22 protein-coding genes and 3 pseudogenes are annotated in these 25531 nt (G+C 35.5%); 6 read left to right on the forward strand and 19 right to left on the reverse strand.

Features of this window, described 5'->3' with window-relative positions:
* Positions 1-34: 34 nt before the first annotated feature.
* Positions 35-637 (reverse strand): annotated as a pseudogene (locus PGC35_RS19920) (GNAT family N-acetyltransferase).
* Between the two features lie 320 nt (positions 638-957).
* Here PGC35_RS19920 and PGC35_RS19925 point away from each other — a divergent pair.
* Both PGC35_RS19925 and PGC35_RS19930 read left to right on the forward strand, forming a co-directional pair.
* Positions 958-1458: a DinB family protein gene (locus tag PGC35_RS19925; protein WP_375220401.1), complete on the forward strand. Its 501-nt coding sequence runs from the start codon at positions 958-960 to the stop codon at positions 1456-1458.
* A gap of 593 nt (positions 1459-2051) precedes the next feature.
* Complete coding sequence (locus PGC35_RS19930; RefSeq protein WP_375220402.1) at positions 2052-2708, forward strand: CatB-related O-acetyltransferase; 657 nt, start codon at positions 2052-2054, stop codon at positions 2706-2708.
* Positions 2709-3481: 773 nt separating this feature from the next.
* Here the strand turns inward: PGC35_RS19930 and PGC35_RS19935 are convergent.
* Both PGC35_RS19935 and PGC35_RS19940 read right to left on the reverse strand, forming a co-directional pair.
* Positions 3482-3619 (reverse strand): YfhE family protein, encoded by a 138-nt coding sequence (locus PGC35_RS19935; protein WP_156350754.1) that lies wholly within the window; start codon positions 3617-3619, stop codon positions 3482-3484.
* Positions 3620-4263: 644 nt separating this feature from the next.
* A pseudogene (locus PGC35_RS19940) lies at positions 4264-4441 on the reverse strand (GNAT family N-acetyltransferase); the annotation flags it as partial.
* 16 nt (positions 4442-4457) lie between these two features.
* On the opposite strand from PGC35_RS19940, the gene PGC35_RS19945 reads away from it, so the two are divergent.
* On the forward strand, positions 4458-4667 hold the full coding sequence (locus PGC35_RS19945; RefSeq protein WP_375220403.1) for a winged helix-turn-helix transcriptional regulator: 210 nt from the start codon (positions 4458-4460) through the stop codon (positions 4665-4667).
* Between the two features lie 118 nt (positions 4668-4785).
* On the opposite strand, the gene PGC35_RS19950 is transcribed toward PGC35_RS19945, so the two are convergent.
* Entirely contained in the window at positions 4786-5226 is a 441-nt protein-coding gene (locus PGC35_RS19950) for an Lrp/AsnC family transcriptional regulator (RefSeq protein WP_375220404.1), read from the reverse strand.
* A 121-nt stretch (positions 5227-5347) separates the two neighbouring features.
* Here PGC35_RS19950 and PGC35_RS19955 point away from each other — a divergent pair, with 121 nt between their 5' ends.
* On the forward strand, positions 5348-5899 hold the full coding sequence (locus tag PGC35_RS19955) for a cysteine hydrolase family protein (RefSeq protein WP_375220405.1): 552 nt from the start codon (positions 5348-5350) through the stop codon (positions 5897-5899).
* Between the two features lie 69 nt (positions 5900-5968).
* Here PGC35_RS19955 and PGC35_RS19960 read toward each other — a convergent pair whose 3' ends face one another.
* The 8 genes from PGC35_RS19960 to PGC35_RS19995 form a co-directional block, all read right to left on the reverse strand.
* The gene (locus PGC35_RS19960) at positions 5969-6547 is read right to left on the reverse strand and encodes a beta-class carbonic anhydrase (protein ID WP_375220406.1); all 579 of its coding nucleotides are present in this window, start codon (positions 6545-6547) and stop codon (positions 5969-5971) included.
* A 56-nt stretch (positions 6548-6603) separates the two neighbouring features.
* Positions 6604-7233 (reverse strand): nitrite reductase, encoded by a 630-nt coding sequence (locus PGC35_RS19965; protein ID WP_375220440.1) that lies wholly within the window; start codon positions 7231-7233, stop codon positions 6604-6606.
* An 88-nt stretch (positions 7234-7321) separates the two neighbouring features.
* A complete protein-coding gene (locus tag PGC35_RS19970; protein ID WP_375220407.1) occupies positions 7322-9739 on the reverse strand; it encodes a heavy metal translocating P-type ATPase in 2418 nt (805 codons plus the stop codon).
* A gap of 74 nt (positions 9740-9813) precedes the next feature.
* Positions 9814-10026: a copper chaperone CopZ gene (gene copZ / locus PGC35_RS19975; protein WP_375220408.1), complete on the reverse strand. Its 213-nt coding sequence runs from the start codon at positions 10024-10026 to the stop codon at positions 9814-9816.
* A gap of 106 nt (positions 10027-10132) precedes the next feature.
* Positions 10133-10465 carry a metal-sensitive transcriptional regulator gene (locus PGC35_RS19980; RefSeq protein ID WP_056830215.1) on the reverse strand — a complete coding sequence of 111 codons (333 nt, stop codon included), beginning with the start codon at positions 10463-10465 and terminating at the stop codon, positions 10133-10135.
* Between the two features lie 141 nt (positions 10466-10606).
* Entirely contained in the window at positions 10607-11878 is a 1272-nt protein-coding gene (locus tag PGC35_RS19985; RefSeq protein ID WP_375220409.1) for an MFS transporter, read from the reverse strand.
* A 160-nt stretch (positions 11879-12038) separates the two neighbouring features.
* Positions 12039-12398 carry a peptide ABC transporter substrate-binding protein gene (locus tag PGC35_RS19990; RefSeq protein ID WP_375220410.1) on the reverse strand — a complete coding sequence of 120 codons (360 nt, stop codon included), beginning with the start codon at positions 12396-12398 and terminating at the stop codon, positions 12039-12041.
* Between the two features lie 281 nt (positions 12399-12679).
* A complete protein-coding gene (locus tag PGC35_RS19995) occupies positions 12680-14137 on the reverse strand; it encodes a flavin monoamine oxidase family protein (protein ID WP_375220441.1) in 1458 nt (485 codons plus the stop codon).
* Positions 14138-14694: 557 nt separating this feature from the next.
* On the opposite strand from PGC35_RS19995, the gene PGC35_RS20000 reads away from it, so the two are divergent.
* A complete protein-coding gene (locus tag PGC35_RS20000; protein ID WP_375220411.1) occupies positions 14695-15189 on the forward strand; it encodes an SRPBCC family protein in 495 nt (164 codons plus the stop codon).
* Between the two features lie 786 nt (positions 15190-15975).
* On the opposite strand, the gene PGC35_RS20005 is transcribed toward PGC35_RS20000, so the two are convergent.
* The 3 genes and pseudogenes from PGC35_RS20005 to PGC35_RS20015 form a co-directional block, all read right to left on the reverse strand.
* Positions 15976-17073 (reverse strand): L-dopachrome tautomerase-related protein, encoded by a 1098-nt coding sequence (locus PGC35_RS20005; RefSeq protein ID WP_375220412.1) that lies wholly within the window; start codon positions 17071-17073, stop codon positions 15976-15978.
* Between the two features lie 102 nt (positions 17074-17175).
* A pseudogene (locus PGC35_RS20010) lies at positions 17176-17583 on the reverse strand (aldo/keto reductase); the annotation flags it as partial.
* Between the two features lie 118 nt (positions 17584-17701).
* Positions 17702-19417: a methyl-accepting chemotaxis protein gene (locus PGC35_RS20015; RefSeq protein ID WP_375220413.1), complete on the reverse strand. Its 1716-nt coding sequence runs from the start codon at positions 19415-19417 to the stop codon at positions 17702-17704.
* Between the two features lie 644 nt (positions 19418-20061).
* Between PGC35_RS20015 and PGC35_RS20020 the strand changes: the two genes are divergently transcribed.
* Positions 20062-21744, forward strand: a complete 1683-nt coding sequence (locus PGC35_RS20020; protein WP_375220414.1) for a sensor domain-containing protein — start codon at positions 20062-20064, stop codon at positions 21742-21744.
* A gap of 78 nt (positions 21745-21822) precedes the next feature.
* On the opposite strand, the gene PGC35_RS20025 is transcribed toward PGC35_RS20020, so the two are convergent.
* From PGC35_RS20025 to PGC35_RS20040, 4 genes are all read right to left on the reverse strand, one after another.
* A complete protein-coding gene (locus PGC35_RS20025; RefSeq protein WP_375220415.1) occupies positions 21823-21969 on the reverse strand; it encodes a hypothetical protein in 147 nt (48 codons plus the stop codon).
* A 43-nt stretch (positions 21970-22012) separates the two neighbouring features.
* Positions 22013-22348 carry a YolD-like family protein gene (locus PGC35_RS20030; protein ID WP_375220442.1) on the reverse strand — a complete coding sequence of 112 codons (336 nt, stop codon included), beginning with the start codon at positions 22346-22348 and terminating at the stop codon, positions 22013-22015.
* 141 nt (positions 22349-22489) lie between these two features.
* Positions 22490-23854 carry a PAS domain S-box protein gene (locus PGC35_RS20035; protein WP_375220416.1) on the reverse strand — a complete coding sequence of 455 codons (1365 nt, stop codon included), beginning with the start codon at positions 23852-23854 and terminating at the stop codon, positions 22490-22492.
* Positions 23855-24373: 519 nt separating this feature from the next.
* Positions 24374-25510 carry a zinc-dependent alcohol dehydrogenase gene (locus PGC35_RS20040; RefSeq protein ID WP_375220417.1) on the reverse strand — a complete coding sequence of 379 codons (1137 nt, stop codon included), beginning with the start codon at positions 25508-25510 and terminating at the stop codon, positions 24374-24376.
* Positions 25511-25531 lie beyond the last annotated feature (21 nt).

The raw sequence follows: 25531 nt of genomic DNA on the forward strand, positions 1-25531 counted from the left end.
CAACTAAAGCATCCGTTAGTTTAAGTGCATTCTTTCACAATGTTGTTCTCATGCTTTTTTCTATTATCACTTGTTTTACTTTTCTCCAATCATCATCTGTAATTGAGTATATTACTGCATTTCTAATATATCCGTTTTCAAGAATTCTTTCTTTTCTTAAGATACCTTCTTTAATAGCTCCTAAACGTTCGATAGCTTTTTGAGAACGGACATTTCTCTCATCTGTTTTAAATTGTACTCTTATCATCTTTAATTCCTCAAAACAATATTTTAGTAGTAGATACTTACACTCTGAATTGGCAAAAGTCCCTAAAAAGTTTCTTGCATACTAAGTTGCACCTATTTCACATGACTTCTGACTTAGGTTAATTTCGTAAATACTTGTTGTTCCAATAATTTCATTTGTTTCTTTTAAAAAAACAACAAACGGTAATGCCTTCATTTGATTGCGAAGTTGAATTTTTTTGGACACATGTTTTTCCATTTCAGTTACCGATTTAATTTCACCAAACATATATGTCCAAACTTCAGGGTAGCTAATAGAAAATAAATATCTTGCATTCTCTTGTTGTAAAGGTCTAAGTATGATGCTTTCACTCTCTAAGACAGGTGGTTCTATAAACAATAACTGACTCAAATAGGTTCTCTCCTTAATTAAAACAATATTTCATTAAAATATTCTCTTAATACATCTATTTCAACAAAGATTATAACGATTCCTTCCTCAACTAAACTGCCCCGTTAGTTAAACAAGCACCTTCTCTTCTATTACACATTTTTATCATAGTGTACAGTAAAAGAAACAGTTTACTTAATTATTGTTCACGAAAAATAAAGTTGTACCGTTTTGTAAAAGTTAAACTGTTTGTAAAAAAGATAAACATAATATGCTCAAGCGGAAAGTATAATTGAATTAAGATTCATAGAAATAAAACTACAATTACTAGGAGGATTTTTATGTTCCAAAACTTAGACCATTTTTTGAAATCTTGGGAGTTCGAAGCTAGTTCTACACAGAAACTACTAAATATTCTAACTGATGAATCACTTAAACAGGAAATAACTTCACAAAATTGGAATTTAGGAAGTATTGCTTGGCATACCGTTACAGCTATTCATATTATTACTTCAAATACAAACTTAACGTTCGAAGCACCAACTAACGATTTTCCCGTTCCTACTTCGGCTCAATTTATAGCAGAAAACTATTACCAATCCAGTAATGCATTTGTAAAAGCATTAAAAACTCAATGGACTGACCATACATTGAAAGAACGAATTGAATTTATAGGTCAACAAATACCAAATGGTTCACTATTATTGTTTTTGATTCAACATCAAACCCACCATCGAGGACAAATGACTGTTCTTATGCGACAGGCAGGATTAACTGTTCCAGGCATTTATGGTCCGTCAAAAGAGGAATGGGCAAAGTTTGGTATGAATGCCCCGCAGTAATAGTAAACGCATCCGTTTTAGTAGTCTGTAATTCTATTAATTCATTATGTAGTTGCTTCTTTGAGACGGAACTATGAAGTATAATTCTCAATTCAATTGTTGATAATGCCTATACACTGAACCGAAAGCAGTCTGGGAAGCACTGTTGACTATACACCAGTCTAGGTTCTGTATTCTTCGCAACATGGTCGTACAGTCTAGCAACGACCTTTGGCATGATATAGATTCCTTTTTTATCTAATTCTATTTCGCCTATACCCCAACCCAAGAGGTCAGGACTTTCTACCAATCGGAAAGTCTTTATTATTTTTGAGAGGGTTTATTATTTAAATATTTACCTTGATAATGGTGATATATCCAATTGCCACTAAATTGTTTATCTTAAATACAATTTCAAAAATGTATTTCGCTTTATGGTCGCACTGAGCAGTAAGGTTTGACGAACAGATGATTCATTTGTTACAATCTCCCTATTAAATAGGAAAAGGATGAGGACGATGGTTCGTCGTTTGAAACGGTTTAAGAATGTTGCTACGGCATTAAGCTTCTAAGTAAAAAAAATGATTTATACTACTTAGAAGCGAGGGAAAAAAATGAAACAACATCGATTTAACCACTGGTCTGAAATTAAGTATTTAAAAGATATTGTCACCAACCCAATGATTGTAGTAGGAGAATACTCCTACTACTCTGGTTATTACGATAATCATGATTTTGAAGATGGGTGCGTTAGATACTTATGGGGAGATGAAAAATCTAGAAAGTTATTTAACCCAATCGAAGACAATGGTTGGCATTTAGATAAGTTGATTATAGGAAATTACGTATGCATTGCAAGTGGTGTAATTATTTTAATGGGTGGAAATCACAATCATCGTTCTGAATGGATTACCGTCTATCCTTTTGTGGAACAAATTGAAACTTCTTACGAACCAAAAGGGGATACAATCATCGAAAATGATGCCTGGATTGGTATGAATGCAATGATTATGCCCGGTGTGACAATAGGTGAAGGTGCCATTGTTGCGGCTGGATCAGTTGTTTCGAAAGATGTCCCACCATATACGATAGTAGGAGGCAACCCTGCTAAAGAGATAAAGAAACGATTTACAGACAAAGAAATCGAAAAGTTGAAAGAAATGCGTTGGTTCGATTGGGAACGTGAGAAAATTGAACGAGCTAGTCATATCTTGTCCAGTTCATCTATTAACCATTTATACGACTTTTATCAAAGGGAAATTAAATCATAATTAATGGATTAATTTTAGATCATCACATGGAATAAATTTAAATAAATTTAATCATAGTCTCTTCTTAATTGCTAATTAAGAAGAGACTATTTTTAAAGTAAAAACTCATCACTACACAGTGCTACTCCATTAATAATCCCAAAGGACATTAATGCTGCCTGTGCATAATCACTCAGGGACTAACATGACTGCATATAATGTTGCAACTACTGAACCTCTTTCATTAGATAATGTAAATTCTGACAAGATAGATCGAAGAATGTTTTACACTTTCTTCAACTAACCTGCTGCGATAGTTCATAATCACTCCGTATATTAAAGCTGTTAAAATATATGTACGAAAACTATATTAAAAAGCCTTATAGATATATTAGCATTAGAAACAGCTTTAAATCTACCTACTAAACGTCTGTTATAGTTCCTATTATAATGTTTATATTATATCCGATATTTAGGTTTTCAATTTCTACTACTTCACCTTCCCGTATAGCTACATAGATTATATTTTTAGGAATTATCAAACGCCTTGACTCATCTCCTAAATGTGAAAATATACAAAAAAATCATCATTTTTGTTAAAAAGTTTTTTATTATTACAACTTTACAAAAAAATGATAAATAAAAGTGACCATCTCATTTGGGAGAAGGTCACTTTTTTCGATTGGATTCAAATTTTTTGGATAAACTTATCGAATCGTACTGTTTTATTCATCTTAAACACGTGTCTCCTTATTTGTTAAAAAGTGAACTCCGTGTATGGCCTATTAATGTGTTTACTTTTTATTTTGTTTTTTCTTAATTGTCTCTTTGTCAGCACGATTAAATTCTTTTTGATATAAAACTTCTTGCATCGAAGACAACCCATTATCCTTCATTGTGAACTGCTCATGTGGTTGCTTACGGTTCTTCATCGTGAACACTCCTTTCGTATTTAATCTTTTTAGTTTTACCTTTGTTACCATTGTTATTCGATTGAAAGGAAATTAAATTTGTTAAATTTTATTATGTTTACTTGAGCTATCCATAGAATCGTGGTTGTTCCTTCAGTAAGTGTAATTCTTATCTTGTCATTAAAAAATACATAACAAGGACTATTAAGCACAACATACACTTATTCAACAATCGAGCCCTTTCGATACTATCTTTTATTTAGCAAATACAGTTTATTTGATTTATAACAAAGAATGAATATAAAATAATTGTTAGCGGAATAAACGACCAAGCGAACCCCTCATTAATGCGAAGGGTGTTTCAAATAGGAAAGAAAACCAAAAGATGTATAAATTGTCTACTTTGATTTCATCATAGTTATGCAAATCTTTAGGCTTTCCTAGATGAGTTATTAAATCCTGAATAGGAGGAGCACAGCAATCATTAACTTGAATGGTTTTTACTGAAACATGTTCACCTTTTGACTAAAGCCATCTTTTCACATTTGCATCTAACTCTACATCCATTAATATCCCTCTCTTTCACCTAATCTTTAGTTTAATAAGAAAAAAGGCTTTAAAAGTAAACCACTCGTTAGTTGAAGTAAAAATTACTTAAACGGAAACTACTCATATCCTATATAGTTAAATACATTTCTGAATCCTATATTTTCTGCAACTGCAATAGATGGCTTGTTTGATTCCATACACCCCCATTCGAAACAATATTATTATCCAAACAATCTTTACAAAAGATAGAGCTATTTTTTGGTCTAACTTTTTTCCTTGATGCCCTTCTAAAGTGTGTTTCTGGTAATGTATGCAATGCTTTTCCAAGCAAAACATAATTTCTGATACTAAGCGTTTTTTCATTTGTTTTCGTAGAGTACATATTTCCATCAACATCAATAAAATTGGCTATATCGAAATTGTGGATGAATTCATTAAAAGCCTGCCCCCCGTCGAATATAGCCTTACTGAAAAGGGGCAAACTTTCTGGCCTATTATTCAGGAAATGTGCCAATGGTGAGAACATAATAATTGAAAGATCCTTTGTCTCTATGCAAAAAAGGTATAATACCTCAGTACGAGGAATTATACCTTTTTTGCTGTTTTTTAATCTTATAGAAAAGTAAATCACTTTTTTATCATGTAGCAGTCAACGGATTCTGTAGTTTAATCTCCTGAATGGATAAATGTACGGTATAATTCCCGTACTCAAGAATTTTATCCAAAAAATGATTCAATTGTTCTTGAGAACTAACTTTTATTTTTATATGGTAACAAGCTTCTCCCGATACGCGATGAACTTCCACTACCTCACTACGATCATTCATTAATCGGATAAACGAATCATGGTTTGCTGTTTTCATATAAATAATGACAAAAGCAGTATATGTAAGTCCTAATTTCATTTCATCAACTATTAAAGAGTAAGCTTTAATGACACCACTTTGCTCTAGTTTTTTTATACGATTCCCTACTGCTTGTCCCGTCATATGAATTTGTTCACCTAAGTCTTTCCATTGAACACGTGAATTTTCGGATAATAACCGAAGAATTTGAAAATCAATATTATCAAGTTCCATTATAAATTCCTTTCACCATGAAATTTTTAGAGATAAAAGTGTTTCGTCAACTTATCGATAAAAATCAATAAACAATCTATGATTATAGTGTAACAAAATAATTTAAATGAGGTGGAGAAAAATGAGCACAGCTCTAATTATTGTAGATATTCAAAATGACTATTTCCCAAATGGAAATATGGAATTAAACAACCCTGAAAAAGCGGCCGCTAATGCTGCGAAAGTGCTTGAATCGTTTAGAAAGAACAACAAAGATAACATTTTTCATGTTCAACATATCGCAGGTGATCCTGCATTAGGATTCTTCCTTCCGAATACAGAGGGGGCTGAAATACATGAAACTGTTCAACCATTGGAAACTGAAAACATTATCATCAAACATTTCCCTAACAGCTTTTTACAGACCGATTTAGAAAACAAATTACGAGAAAATGGCGTAACTAATGTAGTAGTTGTAGGAATGATGACACATATGTGCATTGATGCAACAGTCAGAGCGGCAGTGGATCTAGGCTTTAAGACGACACTTATTGAAGATGCATGTGCAACACGAGACTTGTCTTATAAAGGTGAGGTCGTTCCAGCTGAACAAGTTCATTATGCGTTTGTCGGTGCGCTTAACGGTATGTATTGCGCTGTAGAATCGACCGAAGATTTCCTACAAAAAAACTAACAAATCATAAAGAACATTTAAATGTAAAAGGCTGTCCAGATGCTACTTTTTCTGGACAGTCTTTATTCATTACGCTTTATTTTGTTGTTCGATACAAGCATTCCCATCTGATAAAAGATCCAAATAACCTTTTTTTGGATCCATGACAAGACCATGTACAGGAATTGTTTTTGCTATTAATGGGTGATTACGAACAACTTCACAACTCTTTAATACACTTGTTATTACATCACCAAAACCTCGAAGCCAACTGTTAATATCAAGTGAAGAATATTTTAATATATCAAACGTTTCATCCGAAATGCCGCGTTCTTTCATATGCTCAATCATGCTATCCGGATCCACTGCGCTCATACCACAGTGACCGACAATGAACACTTCCTCTGCATTTAGCTTATATAGCGCAAATAGTATACTGCGCATAATACTACCAAATGGATGGTTTACTATTGCCCCAGCACTTTTCTCAATTTTCACATCACTATTACGTAGATTCATCGACTTTGGTAAAAGTTCGACAAGGCGTGAATCCATACAAGATAATACAACTAGCTTTTTATTCGGATATTTTGTTGTGATGTAGGGCTCATACCCTTTTTCTTCAACGAATCTACCATTAAATTCTAAAATATCTTTTAGGGAAGACATATTATACCCCCTTATTTCTAAACATGTGTCTGATACTTGGCTTGCAATACAAAACCCTATCTAGCTACTTCATTTTTCAAGTTTTCAAATCCAAAACGATTAATAAATTTTATAAACGTTTCCCTCTTCTTGCCTTGTTCAGCATAGATGTGAATGATTTTTTCGACAACTTTATACAGCTGTTCAGGCATTAGCTGCTCCATCAATAAAGTACCTATTTGAGCGTCCTTTCCTTTTGCTTTTCCCCCAATGTATAAGTCATATCCATTTTTTACTTTCATGATGGCGATATCATTTACGAGCGGTTCACCACATCCTATAGGACATCCAGTGTAAGCTGGGCGAAGTGTGAAAGGAACAGGTTTTCCTGCTATTCGCTTGTTTAGTTCAATGGCTACAGGCATTCCTTCTTCTTCTGAGCCTTTACAAAAATTACAGGTCCTTAAACTTTTCACAAAATTTCCTACTGGATAACAGGACAATCCTACTTCCTTAAATTTCTCTTCCACTAATTCAAGCTTACTTTCAGGTATCTCGATGTAAAGTTGTTGAAATGTGGTCAACTCCAGTTCATCACTATCACTCATATACTCCACAATTACAGCCAATTGTTTTGCATTTAGTTTTGCTCCAAATGAAATGCCACCATTTACAGCCAGTTTAATCTTTTTATCGATTTGGTTCATTACTATTCTCACCCTTACCCTCCATTGAATTTATTCTATGTAATCTATAGAGTAAACAACGTAGTTTACTCTATAGGTAACAGTTATTTTATTTATCTAATTTTACTCTTTGTAAACGTAAAGCGTTCAATACGACTGACACGGAACTAAATGCCATCGCTGCACCTGCAACCCAAGGAGCAAGTAACCCTATTGCTGCAATCGGTATACCAAGTGTATTGTAGCCAAATGCCCAGAATAAGTTTTGTTTAATGTTGCGCATTGTTTTACGACTCATAATGATCGAATCGGCAATACTATTCAAATCTCCACGAATTAGTGTCACATCAGCGGCTTCCATCGCTACGTCAGTTCCTGTACCAATGGCCATCCCAATATTGGCTGTTGCAAGGGCTGGGGCATCATTGATACCGTCTCCGACCATCGCTACTTTTCTACCGGCAGCTTGCAGTTTCTTCACTTCTTCTGCTTTACCTTCAGGTAGTACTTCAGCAATGACTGCATCAACGCCAACTTCTTTCCCGATGGCTTGTGCTGTTCGCTCATTATCACCAGTCATCATGATGACTTTGATACCCATCTCTTTTAAACGACGTATGGCTTCCGCTGATGTGTCTTTGATTGTATCCGCTACAGCAACTAGCCCTGCATATTGCCCATTAATTCCAGCTAGCATCGCGGTTTTACCATCGCTCTCCAATTTCTCCATTGCCGGGAGAACTGCTGTAATATCGATGCCGTATTGCTGCATGAGTTTGCGTGTACCTATAACAACTGCTTGACCTGAAACGGTTGCTTGCACACCATAACCCGGGATTGCTTCGAAAAATTGAACGTTACCAAGTTCGATGCCTTTTTCTTGAATACCTTCAACGATTGCTTGTGCTAATGGGTGTTCAGATTGTTTCTCAGCCGCACCAATTAAAGATAAGATTTTTTCTTCCACTTGACCAATTGCTAGCACAACGTCTGTTAAAACAGGTTTACCATGTGTAACAGTACCTGTTTTATCAACTACAACCGTGTCAATACTTTGTGTCTGCTCTAAGTGCTCTCCACCTTTGAATAAAATACCGAATTCAGCTGCACGACCAGAGCCTGCCATAATGGACGTTGGCGTAGCCAGACCTAGAGCACATGGACATGCAATTACAAGTATCGTAATTAACACTTCAAGTGCGGGTGTAAATTCACCTGGTTGTACCCATAAAATCCAAACAAGGAATGCAATAATGGCGATCCCTACAACGATTGGAACAAAAATACCTGAAATTTGGTCTGCTAAACGTTGAATCGGTGCTTTAGAACCTTCCGCATCTTCTACGACTTTAATGATTTGTGCTAACGCAGTATCGCGTCCAACTTTTGTTGCTTTCATTTTAATAAAACCGTTTTTATTAATCGTTGAACCGAATAACACGTCACCATGCTTTTTATCAACCGGAAGACTTTCCCCTGTCAACATCGATTCATCAACAGCTGTATTTCCTTCTAATACTTCACCGTCAACCGGGATTTTTTCACCTGGTTTCACTAAAATTGTGTCACCAATGACGACTTCTTCTAATGGAATTTCTTTTTCAACACTGTCACGCACGACAATCGCTTTTTTCGCTTGTAAGCCCATTAATTTTTTTATCGCTTCCGATGAACGACCTTTTGCTTTTACCTCAAATAACTTACCTAAAATAATGAGTGTAATCAGTACTGCACTTGTTTCAAAGTAAAGATGCGCATCATGATGGGAACCAGCTGTGACAATCGCTTGGTACACACTGTAGAAGTAAGCTGCAGATGTACCCATAACAACTAGTACGTCCATATTGGCACTGCCATTTCGTAATGCCTTGTAAGCACCAACATAGAACTGTTTTCCGACAATGAATTGGACAGGTGTTGCAAGTGCCATTTGTAGCCATGGATTCATTAAGATATCCGGTAGGTAAAGGAACGATGTAAATGAAAAATGTGCAACCATCGTCCAAAGTAATGGTAAAGATAAAATCGCCGAAATAATGAATTTACGTTTTTGGTCTTTAATTGCTTTTTCACGGTGATCGACCCGTTCTTTGTCATTTTTCTTTTGGTGTGCACCATAGCCTAGTTTCTCCACTTTCGCAATCATGTCTGAAATCGCTACCTCAGACGGGTTAAACTCAATTGTTGCTTTTTCTAATGCTAAGTTGACGTTCGCATTTGCGATTCCATCCATTTTATTTAACCCTTTTTCAATACGTATCGCACATGCTGCACATGTCATACCCGTAATATCAAACTCTGCTTTTTGTTTCACTACGCCGTAGCCAAGTGCTTCGATTTTCTTTTCAAAATCGGCAGCACTCAGTTTAGACGGGTCATATTTAATCGAAGACTTTTCAAGTGCTAGATTGACATTTGCTTGTTCGACACCATCCATTTTATTTAACCCTTTTTCAATACGTATCGCACACGCAGCGCATGTCATCCCTGTAATTTGCAGATTAGCTTCTTTGACTTCTTTACTCATGTTACTTCCACCTCTTCCATACCACTTAGGGGTATATATTTTTGAAAATAATAGAGTGCTAAAGAAGCACTCAATCAATTTTGTTCGATCTCATAACCTTGATCTTCAATCGTTTCTTTAATTTTATCAAGTGACACTTTCACTTCATCAAATACTACATCTACTTGAGCTTCCGTTAAGTATACCTTTACTAGTTCAACGCCTGCTAATTGACCAACACTTCCCTCAATAGCATTCACACAATGTCCACATGACATTCCATGTACCTTTAATGTTATATCTTTCATGTTTTCTCTCTCCTTTAATTGAAGTATTTTAATCCAGACTTGTTATACGATATAGGGGTATAAATACTTAAAAATTTTTTTCATTTTCTATCGTGCTATTTCGTTTTTATTTTTTCATTAGCTTTTGAATCGTCACAACTAATTCGTCTAATACCTCTTCATCACCTTCTGAAAGGCGATCTACCACACAACCTTTTAGATGACCTTCCAAAAGGATTTTTGCTACGCTATTTAAAGCAGATTGTGTCGCAGACAGTTGTGTGATTACATCGTCACAGTAAACGTCTTTGTCTATCATTCCCTTTATACCTCTAATTTGACCTTCGATACGATTTAATCGAGTTGTTAAATCCTTTTTTACACGTTCTGGATGATGACTTTTTCGACAAGACACTACAATCTCTGTATGGCAAGCTGCTTCTTTCACTGTGTTTTCCATCAGCTCAACCTCCTAACTTGATTTTATATTACCATACCCCGGTGTGGTATGTAAAGTGCAAAGTAGAAAAGTATTAAAAGCCTTGCTATACTTTTTCGTAACAAGGCTTTTACTGTTGTCTCATTTTTTATTTAGACTTTATCATGCTTTGCCTCTTCGCGACCAAATTATAATAGGTATGAGAACTAAGGATAAAAGTCCCCCACTTAAAGACAATGTAGCATAACTTGTATTAGCTACTACCATTCCCGAAAGAGCACCACCTGAAGCACCTGCTAATGCAATAAAAACATCAAGTGTTCCTTGAGTTTTCGCACGTGTTGAAGGCTCAGTAGAATCAACAATTATAGCAGTGCCACTAATTAAGCCAAAGTTCCATCCCAATCCAAGTAAAGAAAGAGCAAGTACTAATAGAACCATTGAATCGCTTGGTGCGAATGCTGCTAATAAACCAGCGAATAACAATGTAATCCCCGAGGCTATGCTCATAGTTGTTCGACCTACTTTATCTACAAGGACTCCGGTGACAAGTGAGGGAAGATACATTGCACCTATGTGAAAACCAATAACAATTCCAATTTCATTTAGACCATGTCCATGGTGTTTCATATGTACCGGTGTCATAGTCATAATTGCAACCATTACAATTTGGGTAAGAACCATAACCGTGGCACCAATCATTAGACCTCTTCTATTTATTGCTTTATCAACAGAATCCCTTTTATTTATAGGCTCATATTCTTGTTTATAGGCTGCTATCCTGTTTGCAATATCTAACGGGTCGGGACGCAACATAATTAAAAGTACAAGACCTGCTAAGATAAATGCAGTAGCTGATAATATGAATGGACCTGCAAGTGGCGGAACACCTATGAAACTAGCAAATTCACCCATAACTTCTACTAGGTTTGGGCCAGCAACAGCCCCGAATGTTGTCATAACCATCGTAGTACTAATAGCTGTTGCTCGTTGTTTTTTGTTTGCTAAATCAGTTCCCGCATAACGAGCTTGTAAATTTGTCGCAGTCCCTGCACCATAGATCAGTAGAGAAGCAAATAATAAAATGACACTATTCATCAAGGCAGCAATTACAACTCCAATTGCACCAAGTCCACCTACAATAAAACCTGTTGATAAACCTGTACGGCGTCCATATCGTTGTGAAATTTTCCCTACAATTAAAGCAGCTCCTGCTGAACCTAAAGTAAATAAAGCTGCCGGCACTCCTGCATAAGCATCAGTTCCAAGCATTTGTTGAGCCAACAGGGCACCTACTGTAACTCCAGCTGCAAGCCCTGCACCACCGAAGATTTGTGATAAACTTACAACGAACAACACACGTCTATACAAGCTCTTTAATTTTTCTGGTGAATTTATATAACTCTCAATTGAATCTTGTGCTTTACCAGACACTTATTAACACCTTCTTCTATTTATTTTTATTAAACTAAACTGCTGCGTTAGTTTAAGTGTAACATTTCACAATGGTTCACCAAAGTCTACTTGATGTTTAAGATAAAAAAATAGACCATTGAAATGATGGTCTTGTCTAAACTAAAGCACCCTAATAATCTTAACTAATCCAAATCATTTTCAATTCTTTGGATTCCCATTTATTATCTTTATAATGAACTTTAACTTCTACTCCAACTGCCCCTAAACCCGAACGATATATGGAACCCTCAAAAAAGATTTCATTGTTGGACTTAAAATCAACTTTTTCTATTCTAAGAAGTACGCCATCCAAACGCATCGTATCTGAATATCCCTTTTCTTTCAGTTGTTCAAGAGTAGCGTCCATTATATTAACTTTATATTTTTCCTTAAAGTAACTTAAGATTTCTTCAGTATTACTTTCATCTGCGTCCTCGAAATTACTCATATCGATTGCTATATATTCCATATCACTACTTAATGCTTCATCCTGTTCCATTATAGAGTCCAATGCAACACAAAGTCTGATCAAAAATATTTGGCGAAGTCGCATTTTATGGAGAATAAAAAGAATCCATATTGAAAAAAGTTTGATCAAAATGGATTCTTCTCTTTCACATTGAATTAAAATTTTATAAAAAAGTTTGATCAAAATTTAAGGAAATGTTAACTTAAAATAAAGTCTTCAGACCCATAGAAAAGCGTTCCTGGCTGTACCAAGAACGCAATCGTTAAGTATGCAAAATATAATAATTTCCCTTACTCCAAGTAATATTTCTTTCAAGGCAAGCCATTGACTTCATGTACTACACGTATTCCAGACTCAATTGCACCTTGTATCCAACCGTGTGGCAGTGCAGTGTGTTCCCCAGCAAAGTGTACCCTTCCTTCAGGAGTGCCGAGGTATGGAAAAAGTTCTGTTTCTTGTTCTGGTTTGAACAACGTGAAAGCCCCACCTGAATATGGATTCTGAGCCCAACTGTAAGAAGCTCCTGTTATAAATTCATCATATACTTGTTCTCCATGGATGGTAGCCAAGTTCTTTAAGGCTTGTTGAATCCGATTTTCTTCACTCAAGCTGTCCCACGGAATGGCATCATCCTCCCACGTATAGCTAGCTAAAATTACGCCCGACTCGTTCTTTCCAATTCCATGGCTTGGATAATAACTAAATCGGATGGGTAAATCAGAAACCGTTTGACCACCTTTTATCCCTTCATCTTCCCAAAATCTACTTTTAAACTGAAGGCCAATCTTTGTAGAAGTCACATAATGAAGTTCTCTAATCGCTTTCCACTTGTTATGGGAAAAAGAATCATGGGGTTCAACATCAACGAATTGCAAGATCGAGAAAGGAATGGTCAAGATGCAAATGTCACATGTCATTTCAGTGGGTTTTAACGACTCTGTATTCTTAGTATGAAGTGTAACTTGGTTATTATATTGAACAATTTTGGTCATCTGTTGCCCATAAATAATATTTTCTTTTAATTGTGGGAGAAATGCTTGTGGGAGTTGGTCATTTCCTCCAGTAATCTCATAGAAACTGATATTAGGATTGAAAAGAATCATAAATTCACGTAATAGATCCAGGAATGCGAGTTCAGACAAGCCCTCGATTGCAAGTAGTACCTTAATCATTTCAATTGCACCAGGAGATAAAGTCACCCCATTAGGGTTATATCTTAAAAACTCATCCATTGAGAATCTATCATATTCTTTTATTACCCAACTCCAATTTTCCAACGGATTTAGATTGATAAAGTCTATAACCGGTTGAAGTATTGGTTGAATCAACTCCACAGCTGTTTTTCCCTTTTCGTTAGGGGCAACTGGGTAGCCAAGGATATCAGGGGTCTGTTTATACAGATATTGGCGTGTTTTGATCCCATTCACATAGATCAGGTCGTTAGGCGTACTGTTAATAAAAGAATTTACTGGTAAGCGGAATTTTTTTATGTATTCCAAAGTCAAATAATGATGAGTTGGAATACGCATTGCCCCTGCTTCCATGTATTGCCCATTGATAAAAGGGGATCGTTTTGTGTGGACACGTCCTCCTACTCTTTTAGAAGCTTCAAGGATAACTACGTTATGTCCGGCTTCCTTTAACAATGAGGCAGCGACCAATCCTGACATACCTGCGCCGACAATGAGAATCTTTTTGGGATTTTGTGTTTTTTTTAGTCCATGTTGAATTGTCCAAATCATTTGATCGGGTGACACAGGAGGAAACATGTTAGTCACACTCTTTCTCCTTAGTTTGTATTGTAAGCCATCCTTTACGGGACTTACTTTCATCCTATTCATACTAGGCTTATCCTATGTGTAAGATAATACAAGGAGGCAGGTAAAGTCATGAATTCAGCGGTTTGGTCCCTTATAACCAAATGGAAAAATGAGGAAGATTATTATTGAAGATGATATACCAAAGTTATTGTAAGTAGAAAAAACCTTGGAAATTCGAATATTACATACTCAAAATTTTCAGGTTATAAGAAAGTCAAAAAAAGAAAAATCCCAAATTAAATTACAATACATGATTTTTAATCAAACATTTTTATAAACGATCAAACTCTATTACAAATGGTTATATAATAATTATCGTTGCTCTCCATTAGTTCACCTTCATTCTTTACCTTCTTAATATAATGATAACAGCCCGTCCCCTTGTTGAACTAAACTGTCCCATTAGTTAATTAACAAACTAAAAGATATATCAGAATATTCTTTATCTAGTTTTCGATTAGTGATACGATATTAAATGTTAAATATATCTAAAAGGGGAGATTTTTTTGAAAACCACTTCTAATGAAAAAGCTGTTACTAATGAAGTTACAATTAATGCACCTTTAAATTTGGTTTGGTATGCGTGGACAATATCTGAACGAGTTTCAGAGTGGTTCGCTAGTGAAACGGTAGTAGTAGCTAAAGAAGGGGGAGCATATGAACTTTATTTCGTTCCAGGAAATAAAACTGGTATGAATACTAAAGGTTGCAAGATAATTAAACTTGTTGATGAAAAAGAGCTAGTGTTCACTTGGAAGGGACCAGACCAGTTTGAAGATATAATGAATAATGAAAATGACCTCACAATAGTAAAAGTTAGTTTTGAATCAATTAATGAAAACTCTACAAAAGTCTGTATACACCATACAGGATTTAAGGATAATGAAAGTTGGACAGATGCATTTCAATGGCATCAAATGGCTTGGTCTGGCGTTCTTAGTAGCTTAAAGTCTGTTCTTGAAAAGGGCGAAGGTAATTTATGTTGTCAACCTGTAAAATAAGTACCTTACAAAACCGTCTATTTTTTATGAATAGATGGTTTTTGTTTACTTAAATATATCGCCTTTTAACGAAAGAAGAAAACTCTCTTATTCAGCTAAACTGCTTCATTAGTTTAAGTGAAACATTTCACAATGGATCTCCGAAGTATTCTTGATGTATTGGACATAAAAATTGACCATCGGAAAGATCTTGTTTAACTAAAGCACCCGTTAGTTTAAGTACATTTTTTCACAATCTTAAAGGCTGTAAAGGCATCAATCCTTTTTTGGATCGACGCCCCCGTTAGTTTAAGTATATTACTTCACAACTTTCCGGGGTTCTGATAATCCATTAGTAATCCACGCTATTACTGTCCCTACGATGGCAGCTCCAATAAATTTAAGTATTAAATCCTTACTTAGTCCTTGATTTTTTCCTTTGGTTATATCTACTTGCCCCTCTAACTCTCTAACTCCTCGATTACAAACTCTAAGAAATGGCTGCGAAAAACAGTGCCTCCTTTACTTACTAACATTTTATAAAATAATAAATAATTACGTTCAAAATATTCAAACCATTTCAGATTTCCATCAGCAAAACTTAATTCAGCATTAGATTATAATGTATAATCGTACCCACTTCACCATTTAGCTACTTTTTCATATGAGGGTTCGTTTTGGGAATTTGGTAGATTTTTTATTGTAGTTTGCTATCTGAATTGTTTCTTGCACAGGTACCTGTTTCTTATTTTAACTGACAAAAAAGGCAGCTCCCTAATGAGGGATAGCTACCTTCGTTTAAGATAATTATGAAAAGGTAGGAGCAGGGAATTCATCAATTCTCATACGAAGTAAACTGTATGGTTTTTCCCGCAGGTCTCTTCCATAATGAAATCTCGCCTGCCGATGTAATTGATTCACTATGACATATAAGTATTGATCGGGGCCAATCGAAAAAGTATCCGGCCATAAAACTCTCGGGTCATGTGCGATGGTTTCCATTGCGCCATTCGGCAATATCTTCCGGATACTGTTGTTCTCATAGTCTCCCGCATAAACGGTTCCTTTTGCGCCGGTGATCATTCCATCAGACGCACCTTTTTCCCCCCAATACTTCACATATTGGGATAAATTCATGTCCTGTATCCTTCTGTCTCTAAGGGCTTCTGTTGAGATCGAGAACAGCTGACGGCTGGTTAGCGGAGCATAAAATAAAACCTTTCCATCAGGAGAAATCGCTAAACTATCGGAAGCCAATCTAAATGGGAAAGTCGAGCCATCCGGGTTTCGGTTCATCAAAATTTCACCTTCTACTTTCGGTAAAAAATAGGGATCAGGTGAAGTTGAAATTGCCCCATTTAACCGTCTTAACGCGTTCCCATTTTCTAAATCTACCACGATAATGCCCCCTGGACCTCTGGAAGAAGAATCCGTTATATATGCATAGCCTGCTCTTCCAACCCGAAAATCCAAACGGACATCATTCAAATAAGTTGTTGGCAAAACAACATCTTCTGTAAAGGTATATACTCTCCTTATAGTATTCGTGCTTAAATCAACAGCAACTAATTTTGCTCCCCCTTGAATAGGTTCAGAAAAATTTGGTGCGCCTGTATCTAGTACCCAAAGTGTTCCTCTTCCATCAGCAACGATACTTTGAACACTGACGAAAGACATCGTAATGTTTCTAGTGTTAACCAAATTAGTTTCTAAGCTGGGATAAGGCTGCAATTCACCCTCAACAATTTCCGCCACAGTAAATTGAACGTCGTCTCCCCATTTCGGAAAGCAAACAAAAATACGACCAGTTTCGGAAACGCTGACACCTGTTGGCATAGCCCCATAAAAAGCATGCACCAGTTCAAACTGCCCAAAATATTTCTCCATAGGTAATATAGGCTGCATGATATCCTCCTCATCAAATTCGAACGGATATCTCCTATATATGTTGAAAAAATTTTTTAGTGCCTGGTTCTTGATAAATTTTTTTTATCTTGATGGTTCTATGGGTATAATTGATTCTTGAACAGGTACCTGTTCTTGTCCCACGAGCCACCGTACAATGACTTGTGCAACTGACTTATTATATTTTTTACCTATTTCACTAAGAATATCATTTTGAAAAATGCCATTTTTTCCTTCTGCTCTTAGCGTTTCAATAGCTTCTGTTTTTTGGTTTTGAATGGGTTAATCTCAATTTGGTTGATAGCTGGGATCACTTCGTGAAACATTGATAAATCTATAGCACGATCCACCGTAAAAATTTGAAATATCAATCGCGCGAATTTCCCCTTCTTTTTGAAGCTCTTCCATTGCACGCCATGCACCATAAACATCATTGTAAGGCTGGTGTATAAGCAATAAGTCAAAATATTCTAAGCCAAGACGGTCAAGTGAACCTTGGAAAGAATTCATTTCGCACTGAAGCTCTGTTTCTTTGTGAATCTACAATTGTATGAACTCTATTTATCTGCTAATTTAAATAAAACCTCCCGACATTGATCGTTTTTCGATTAGTCAGGAGGTTCTTATTTTATAGTTTAAACTTGCTTACTAGTTCTTGTAGATTCATAGCCATTTCCGATAGGTTGTTAGATGCGGAAGAGATCTCTTCCATGGATGCTAATTGCTCCTCTGTAGACGCTGCTACTGATTGAGAATTCATGGATGACTCTCTTGACATAGAAGCACTACTTGTTATATTGGCAGAAACCTCTTGTGCACTAGCAGACATTTGTTCAGCTGTCGCGGCCATATCATCAATTTGCATACTCACTTTATCCAGGGAACCCAAGATAACCTTAAAGCTTTCTTGCGTTTTCCCAACAATAGCAAGTCCTTCTTTAACATCTGATTTCACTTGATTTATAGAATCGTTCGAACGAGTCATATCCATTTGGATTTCGTTGATTAACTCTGAAATTTGCGTAGAAGATTGTTGGGATTGCTCAGCTAACTTTCGAACTTCGTCGGCAACTACAGCAAATCCTTTTCCATGTTCTCCAGCTCTTGCAGCTTCGATTGCTGCATTTAATGCTAATAAGTTGGTTTGATTTGCGATTTCTGTAATTACTTTTGTGATTTCCCCGATTTCCTGTGAACGTTTATCTAAAGATTTAATTGCTTCACTACTCTCGTTTACCGATTGATTGATCGCTTGAATTTGTTGAACAGTCTTTCCAACAAATTCCCCTCCCATTTTCGCTTGAGCACTTGCATGTGAGCCAGCTTCAGCGATGGTATTCGAACTATCGGCAATGTTTTGTATACCTAACGTTACTTCTTCTAAACCTGTTGAACTTTCTTCTAGGCTAGCTGTAGAAGTCTCTGCCCCCTCGGCAATGCCTTGAATGGCATTCGTAATTTCTTCTGTTGCTTGGCTGGTTTGTTCTGCACTTGCAGTTAGCTCTTCTGATGATGCTGCTACCTGTTGAGAAGTATTCATAACGTCTTGCATCAGTTTGCGTAAACTTTCAACCATCACATTCGTTGATTTTGCAAGTTCTCCTACTTCGTCCTTTCTATCAATATCCGTAGTTTGACTTAAGTCACCATTCGCAACCTGCCCTAATAAAGTAACGACCTTTTTCAATGGTCTTGATATCAGTTGTGCAATGAGGTAACCGGAAGCGATACTTAATACCATTGCGACTATAATGACTATTATTGTGTTAATTTTTGCTTGTTTAAACTCTGCATTTGACTCTTCATTTGATTTTTGAGCAAGCTCAACATTATGCTTAATAAGTTCATTTATTATACTTTCTACTTTATCTCCTGATTCATTGAATGCTGGGGCAAGACGTAAATACCCCTCTTTATCATCAGAATAGGCAAATATTTTAGCCTGTTCTAATATAGAATAATATTCTTCTAAGGCAGGATACAATCCATCAATAATTTCTTGTTCTGATGCAAGCATAATAGTACCGGCTTCATAATTCTTTAGCTTGGTATCAATTTCAACTTTAATTGTGTTTATTGTATCTTCAAACTCTTTCTTTTTTGAAGATGTTTCTCCCACAAATACTAAATCTCGAATATTTACACGAATTTGCTGGTATAAAGTCTCTACCTTCCCTAATTCACTTATCGGAATCATCCGTTCTTCCACCATAAATTGAAGTTGTTCATTAGATTTATTTAAATTAGTCAATCCGTAAAATCCTACAATACCTAAAACAATACTCATTAATACAAATGCAGCGATCAATTTTACCGATGTTTTTAAATTTGACAATAGTTTCACGATGATTACCTCTATCCTCTTTTTTTACTTCCTGTTATTGCTACTTAGGACACTCTTACATAAAATAAATAAAATTACCTTAGTATCAAACAAACTTTAAAATATTATACCATAAGTACTAGTTGTTTTTAACATATTAGCAAACTAAATTGTGTCTGATTTATGAATATTTATTCTATTAGAATTACTATCTAACATCAATGATTAATTTCCTTTAATTATTTGAGTGTTTTGCGAAATATAAAAAAGCACTGCTAAAAGCAATGCTCATTTTGACTTTAATGTAGTGTTATTTGGATTAATATTTATGTTGTTATTAGTGTTGTGTAACACTCATTGAACAAGTTACCATTATCAATGGTTTGGCTTTGTTTGAATAATAGCGCTGTTCAATAACCTTCAATTCCTTTTCTTTGGCCATATTAATTGCATCACTTTCCAGCATAACTACCATTTTTACTCCATTTAATTTGACGGGTTTCAGTACAAGAACATCTGTATCAGTTGCAATACTGTGTTTTGTCCATCCTTAAATGTTACCTCAACAGAATACTTTTGTTGATTACACCTTCATAATCTTTTCTCTTTACCGATAATAAATAATGCTTAAGAAATAAATTATGCTGGGACATTAGGGGGTCACAATGAAAGAGCGAGATATAAAAGGATTAAGCCAGACAGAGCTGACGTTGATTGAATATTCATATGGTTTGGATTCTTCAATAGATGGTATTGGCATTACAGATGAAGATGGTAAATTTGTATTTGCAAATGAAGCTCATGCCACCATGTATGGATTTACTAAAGAACATCTGTTGAATAACACCTGGCATATTTGCTACGATGAGGAAGCTTTGCAAGGAATTTTATATTCTTCTGCTATTCCCATCTTAAATGAAAGAGGGCTTTGGAGAGGCGAGACAGTTGGAACCAGGGTAGACGGAACGAAATTCCCGCAAGAGCTTACGCTTTCCAAAGTCGAAGAAACAAATAAGATTGTTTGCGTTGTAAGGGATTTAACCGACCTTAAAATCAAGGAACAACATATCGATTTTCTAGCGAATCATAATGAATTAACCAATCTTCCTAACAGAAGAAGTCTTGAAAGAAAGCTTATCAACATAAAGCATTCAAATACAGTTTCAGTTCTATTTGTGGACATCGACAGATTGAAGCTGATAAATGATAAGTTTGGACATAGAGTTGGTGATGCACTGCTAGAAAGAATAGCTGAAACATTAAGATCATTCCAAAATGAATCCATCTCTGTGTTCCATTTAAGCGGCGATGAATTTATCGTATTAATCACCAATAAAAGCCAAGATGTTTCTCTTATGATTGCTGAACAGATTATTGAACAAATCAAGGTTCCTTATTTCATTGAAGGAAATGAAATATATGTTACCACTAGTATAGGCGTAAGCTATTATCCTTCTGACAGTACCGAATTAACTGAACTTATAAATCTCGCGGACATGGCTATGTACTCTGCAAAACAAGCTGGCAAAAACAATTTCAAGATTTTTAATAAACGCCTAAAGGAAAAGCAAGACCAAAAAATCAAGGTTGAAACAGAACTACGGAAAGCAATTGAAAATAATGAGTTTCTTCTTCATTATCAGCCTAAGATGGATTTGGCCACTTTAGAACTCAATGGGCTGGAAGCGCTTATTCGATGGAGAAACCCCGTACTTGGTAATGTACCTCCTATGGATTTTATTCCAATTGCTGAAGAAACAGGCTTAATAGATGAAATTGGGAATTGGGTTATCAAAGAGGCTTTAAATCAGATATCCAAATGGGAAGCAAAAGGATATTCACTCGTTAAAGTGTCAGTAAACGTTTCTCCTCATCAGTTTCGATATACCAAATTAACTGAGTATATAGAAATGTGCATGATGGCCACAAAGGTGGAACCAAAATATTTTGAGGTTGAAGTGACAGAAAGCGTTTTTGAAGATTTTGAAATAGTACATCCTATCCTCTCACAATTAAAAAAAATGGGTATTGGCATTTCGATAGACGACTTTGGTACGGGTTACTCTTCTCTAAGTCTGTTAACAAAACTACCCGTAGACACGTTGAAAATCGATCAGTCGTTTATTCGTTGCGGAATGCACGACTCCAAGGATTTGGCTCTTGTTAAATCGATAATTGATATAGGAATAAATTTAAACCTAAACGTCATTGCTGAAGGAATTGAAACTGACAAGCATGTAAATCTCCTTAAGAAGTTTGGATGTCCTAGCGGCCAAGGGTATCTGTTCAACCCACCTTTAACTGCAGAAGAAATTGAAGAAACCTATCTAATCCAATCAGTCCCATAAGAAAAACTTCTATGGCCAACAAAAAAACAGCTCAAAACAGCCACCTACCAAATTAACGGTTGGTGGTTTCTCTTTCATCTAGCATGTAGCAATATTCCGCCAACTCATCAAAGCTTTATTTGGCATATGTAGTTGATTTGATGTATCCATTACTTTTTCTCTAGGCATCTTCTTCATCAATGCTTCTATTAATTGATTTGCTTCTTCTTTTTTATTACTGTCCATGTTTAACACCTCGACTCTATTCTAATATAGTTACATCCTTAACTTACACATCTTCCATTTCAATAGTTCTTCTTTTTAAAGAAACCCAGGAGATAGTTCCAATTTGAAAATTGAACTCTCCATTTTTCCGTGTCTTGACTTCCACATCTACATTTCGTTTCATGGCAATTTGAACATTATCTTGAATAATATCAAGGTCCCACTTATCCAACTCAGGTTTAGATATTTTCTTTTGTTCAACAACGTATTCACGAATAAATCCTCTTTCGATGTATACGATTGACGTGCGATTTGTGATATACCCTTCTGTAAATTTCTCACCCTTTAGATTTATAGGTAAAATAAATAGAACCTCCTTTCTGAACGTTCTAAAATTAATGTATTATGGTAAACTTTATTCATCAATTACTTTCATTCCAGCTAATAAAGTTTTTGCATCCTCATTAAGATAGTGCTTTATATCTTTTCTAACCAATAGCGCTAAACTGTCAACTTACTTTTGGGTTATGACTACTTTTTCTCAAGAAAGTGGCAACCTAATTTCAACGGTTGTCCCTTTATTATTCTCACTTATGAATGTGATACTCCCCTTATGCAGACTTATAATCTTAAAGCATAACATTAACCCTAAACCAGTCCCTTTTTCTTTATTACTAAAAAAAGGTTCCCCTAATTTTTTGAGACGTTCCTCATTTATTCCAACACCATTATCAATGATTTTTATCAATACATTTGACTTCTCTTTAACGGCTTGAATGTTCACGTAACCTCCACTAGGAATGGCTTCAATACTATTTTTAATTAGGTTGACAAGCACTTGTTTGATTTGATTAATATCGCAATAAATCATAGGTATGTCTGGTTCGATTTGACTGAATATTCTAACGTTTTTCATATTTGCTTCTGATTCCATCAGTATCTCAACATCTTTTAGTATTTTTTCAAGATTACTCTTCTTTATTTGAATCTCTTTTGGCTTTGCGAGATTAAGAAATTCTTTAATAATATCTTCAAGACGATTAAACTCATCATGAATAACTTCAAAGAATTCCTGTTTAATAATTCCTTGTTGTAATAGCTGAATAAGACCTCTTATAGATGTAAGAGGATTTCTTATTTCATGGGCGACACCTGCTGCAAGTTCTCCTACCACAGTTAATTTTTCTGACTTTGAAAGCTGTTCTTCTGCTTTTCTTTTTTCCGTTATATCTCTACCAACAATAATAATATGCTCTGTTTCACCATTTTTTCCAATTACTAATGTACCCACACACTCCATTAAGATCCAATACCCATTAGCATGCAAAAAGCGAAATTCCATCTGTAAGGAAGACTTAGTTTTGACAATTTGATTAAATTTAGCTAATAATAAAGGAACATCTTCTGGATGTACTCTATCTATTATTTTATTGATAACAACATCTTTTTGGGATAAACCAATTACTTTTTCGTTAGATGGGGAAGCATACAAAACATGTCCGTTAATGTCAAATAACATAATTGAGTCAGTCATGTTTTCTGCAATTAGGCGATATTTGTATTCACTTTCCCGCAAAGCTTTCTCGGCTTTTTTGCGTTCTGTTATATCTACACAAGACCCAATGACTTCTACCACTTCTCCACTATGTTTAATTGGACGTAAAGCAGCAAGATAAAATATTCCATTAATCATGCTCTCGTACGTAACAAGTTCTTCTCCCTCCCAAGCCCTCTGATAATATTTCGTTTTTTCCATTGCACTTTCAGTAGGAAGAAACTCGTGTAGTGCTTTTCCAACTACTTGATTAGGAATTAAACCTAGTCGGTACAATAAATCACCATCACAAAGTGTGTGAATAAATTGACCAGAGATTTTTTTATACTTAAAGATCATTCCTTGTTGCATACGAACAGTGTCTTGAAGTTCCTTTTTTGCTATTTGAACTAGTTCGGTAAGGTTGTTAATATTAATTTTAAATCCCCCTTTTCAAAAAAACTGCCCGTTTAATTCCCTATAAAATAACTACTTCGACAACCTTTCAATAAATACCTCCATCTTCAACTAGACTCCCCCGGTAATTTAAGTGTAACATTTCACAATCTACTTGATGGTTTGGATAAAAAATAGACCATCGAAATGATCGTCTTTTTTTCTAAAGGTGTGTTTGCATTAAAAATTGGTCAAAAGTTGGAGATAAATGGTGTAGTAACAATGTCAGTGCCAATAGTTACCAATAGAAAATAGCTTAATTCCCTTGGTTGGAAAAATCCATGTTTATACAACATATTAATAAATGAATCAGATTGCACATGATGAAATAATATTTCGTCATGTGCATTTTTTTATAAAGAAATACACTTATAATCCTCTCCAAAATCAAAAAAAGCACCTCATAAGAGATGCTCGAAAACTAACCCGCTATATTTACGGTTTTAGTACAACTTTTATACAGTCTTCCATTTTGGTGTCAAATATTTCATAGCCATGCTTAGCTTGATCTAAAGGAAGTACATGAGTGACAATATCGCTTGGATCAACCTTACCTTCTGCAATTAAATTATATAAATGCGGCATGTAGTGAATAACTGGAGCTTGGCCAGTCCTAATATTCACATTTCGTTGAAAGATGTCACCCAATGGGAATGCATTATAACGTGCCCCGTAAACTCCTGTAATTTGAATTGTTCCACCTTTGCGAACAGCTTGACTTGCAATTACTAGAGCTCCCATTGCTCCTCCTTGTAATTTCAGACCAGATGCAAGAAATTCCAGTGGAGTCATTTTTCCGCTCATTCCTACGCAGTCAATGACTACATCTGCTCCCCCCTGTGTTATTTCTTTTAAATATTCACCACAATTTTCATGATCTTCAAAGTTAACAATCTCCACGTTATTCGTACGTTTTGCATGTTTTAAACGATAACCAACGTAATCAACTGCAATAACTCTTTTTGCACCTTTTAACCAAGCGAATTTTTGTGCTAACAGACCAACTGGACCGCATCCTAAAATTATGACCGTATCCCCTGCTTTCACTCCCGCATTGTCTACACTCCAAAATGCTGTAGATGCAGCATCTGCAAGTAACACTAAACTTTCATCCGCTACTTCACTGTTTTCTGGAATCTTAAAAGGTGTAAAATTAGCATATGGAACTCGCATAAATTCCGCTTGACCACCTGGGAACCCTCCCGTCGTGTCTGAGTAGCCAAAATATGCGCCCATTTCTCCATTTTCATTCGCATTGTCGCATTGACTTTCTAATTCATTATTGCAATACCAACATTGACCACATGCTATATTAAATGGGATGATAACGCGATCCCCTTTTTTAACTTTCGTTACATCTTTACCGACTTCTTCTACAATTCCCATAGGTTCATGTCCAATAACATAATCTTCTCCAAGGTTTGGTATCATCCCATGAATTAAGTGTAAGTCTGATCCGCAAATGGCAGTAGTAGTCAGTTTAACTATGATATCATCCGCTTTTTGGATGCTTGGGTCTTTCACGTTTTTTACTTGAACATTTTTAACACCTTGAAAAGTAACAGCTTTCATTATTTAAATCTCCTTCTCTAT

Source organism: Psychrobacillus sp. PGGUH221, from assembly GCF_042055255.1.
Taxonomy (GTDB): Bacteria; Bacillota; Bacilli; order Bacillales_A; family Planococcaceae; genus Psychrobacillus.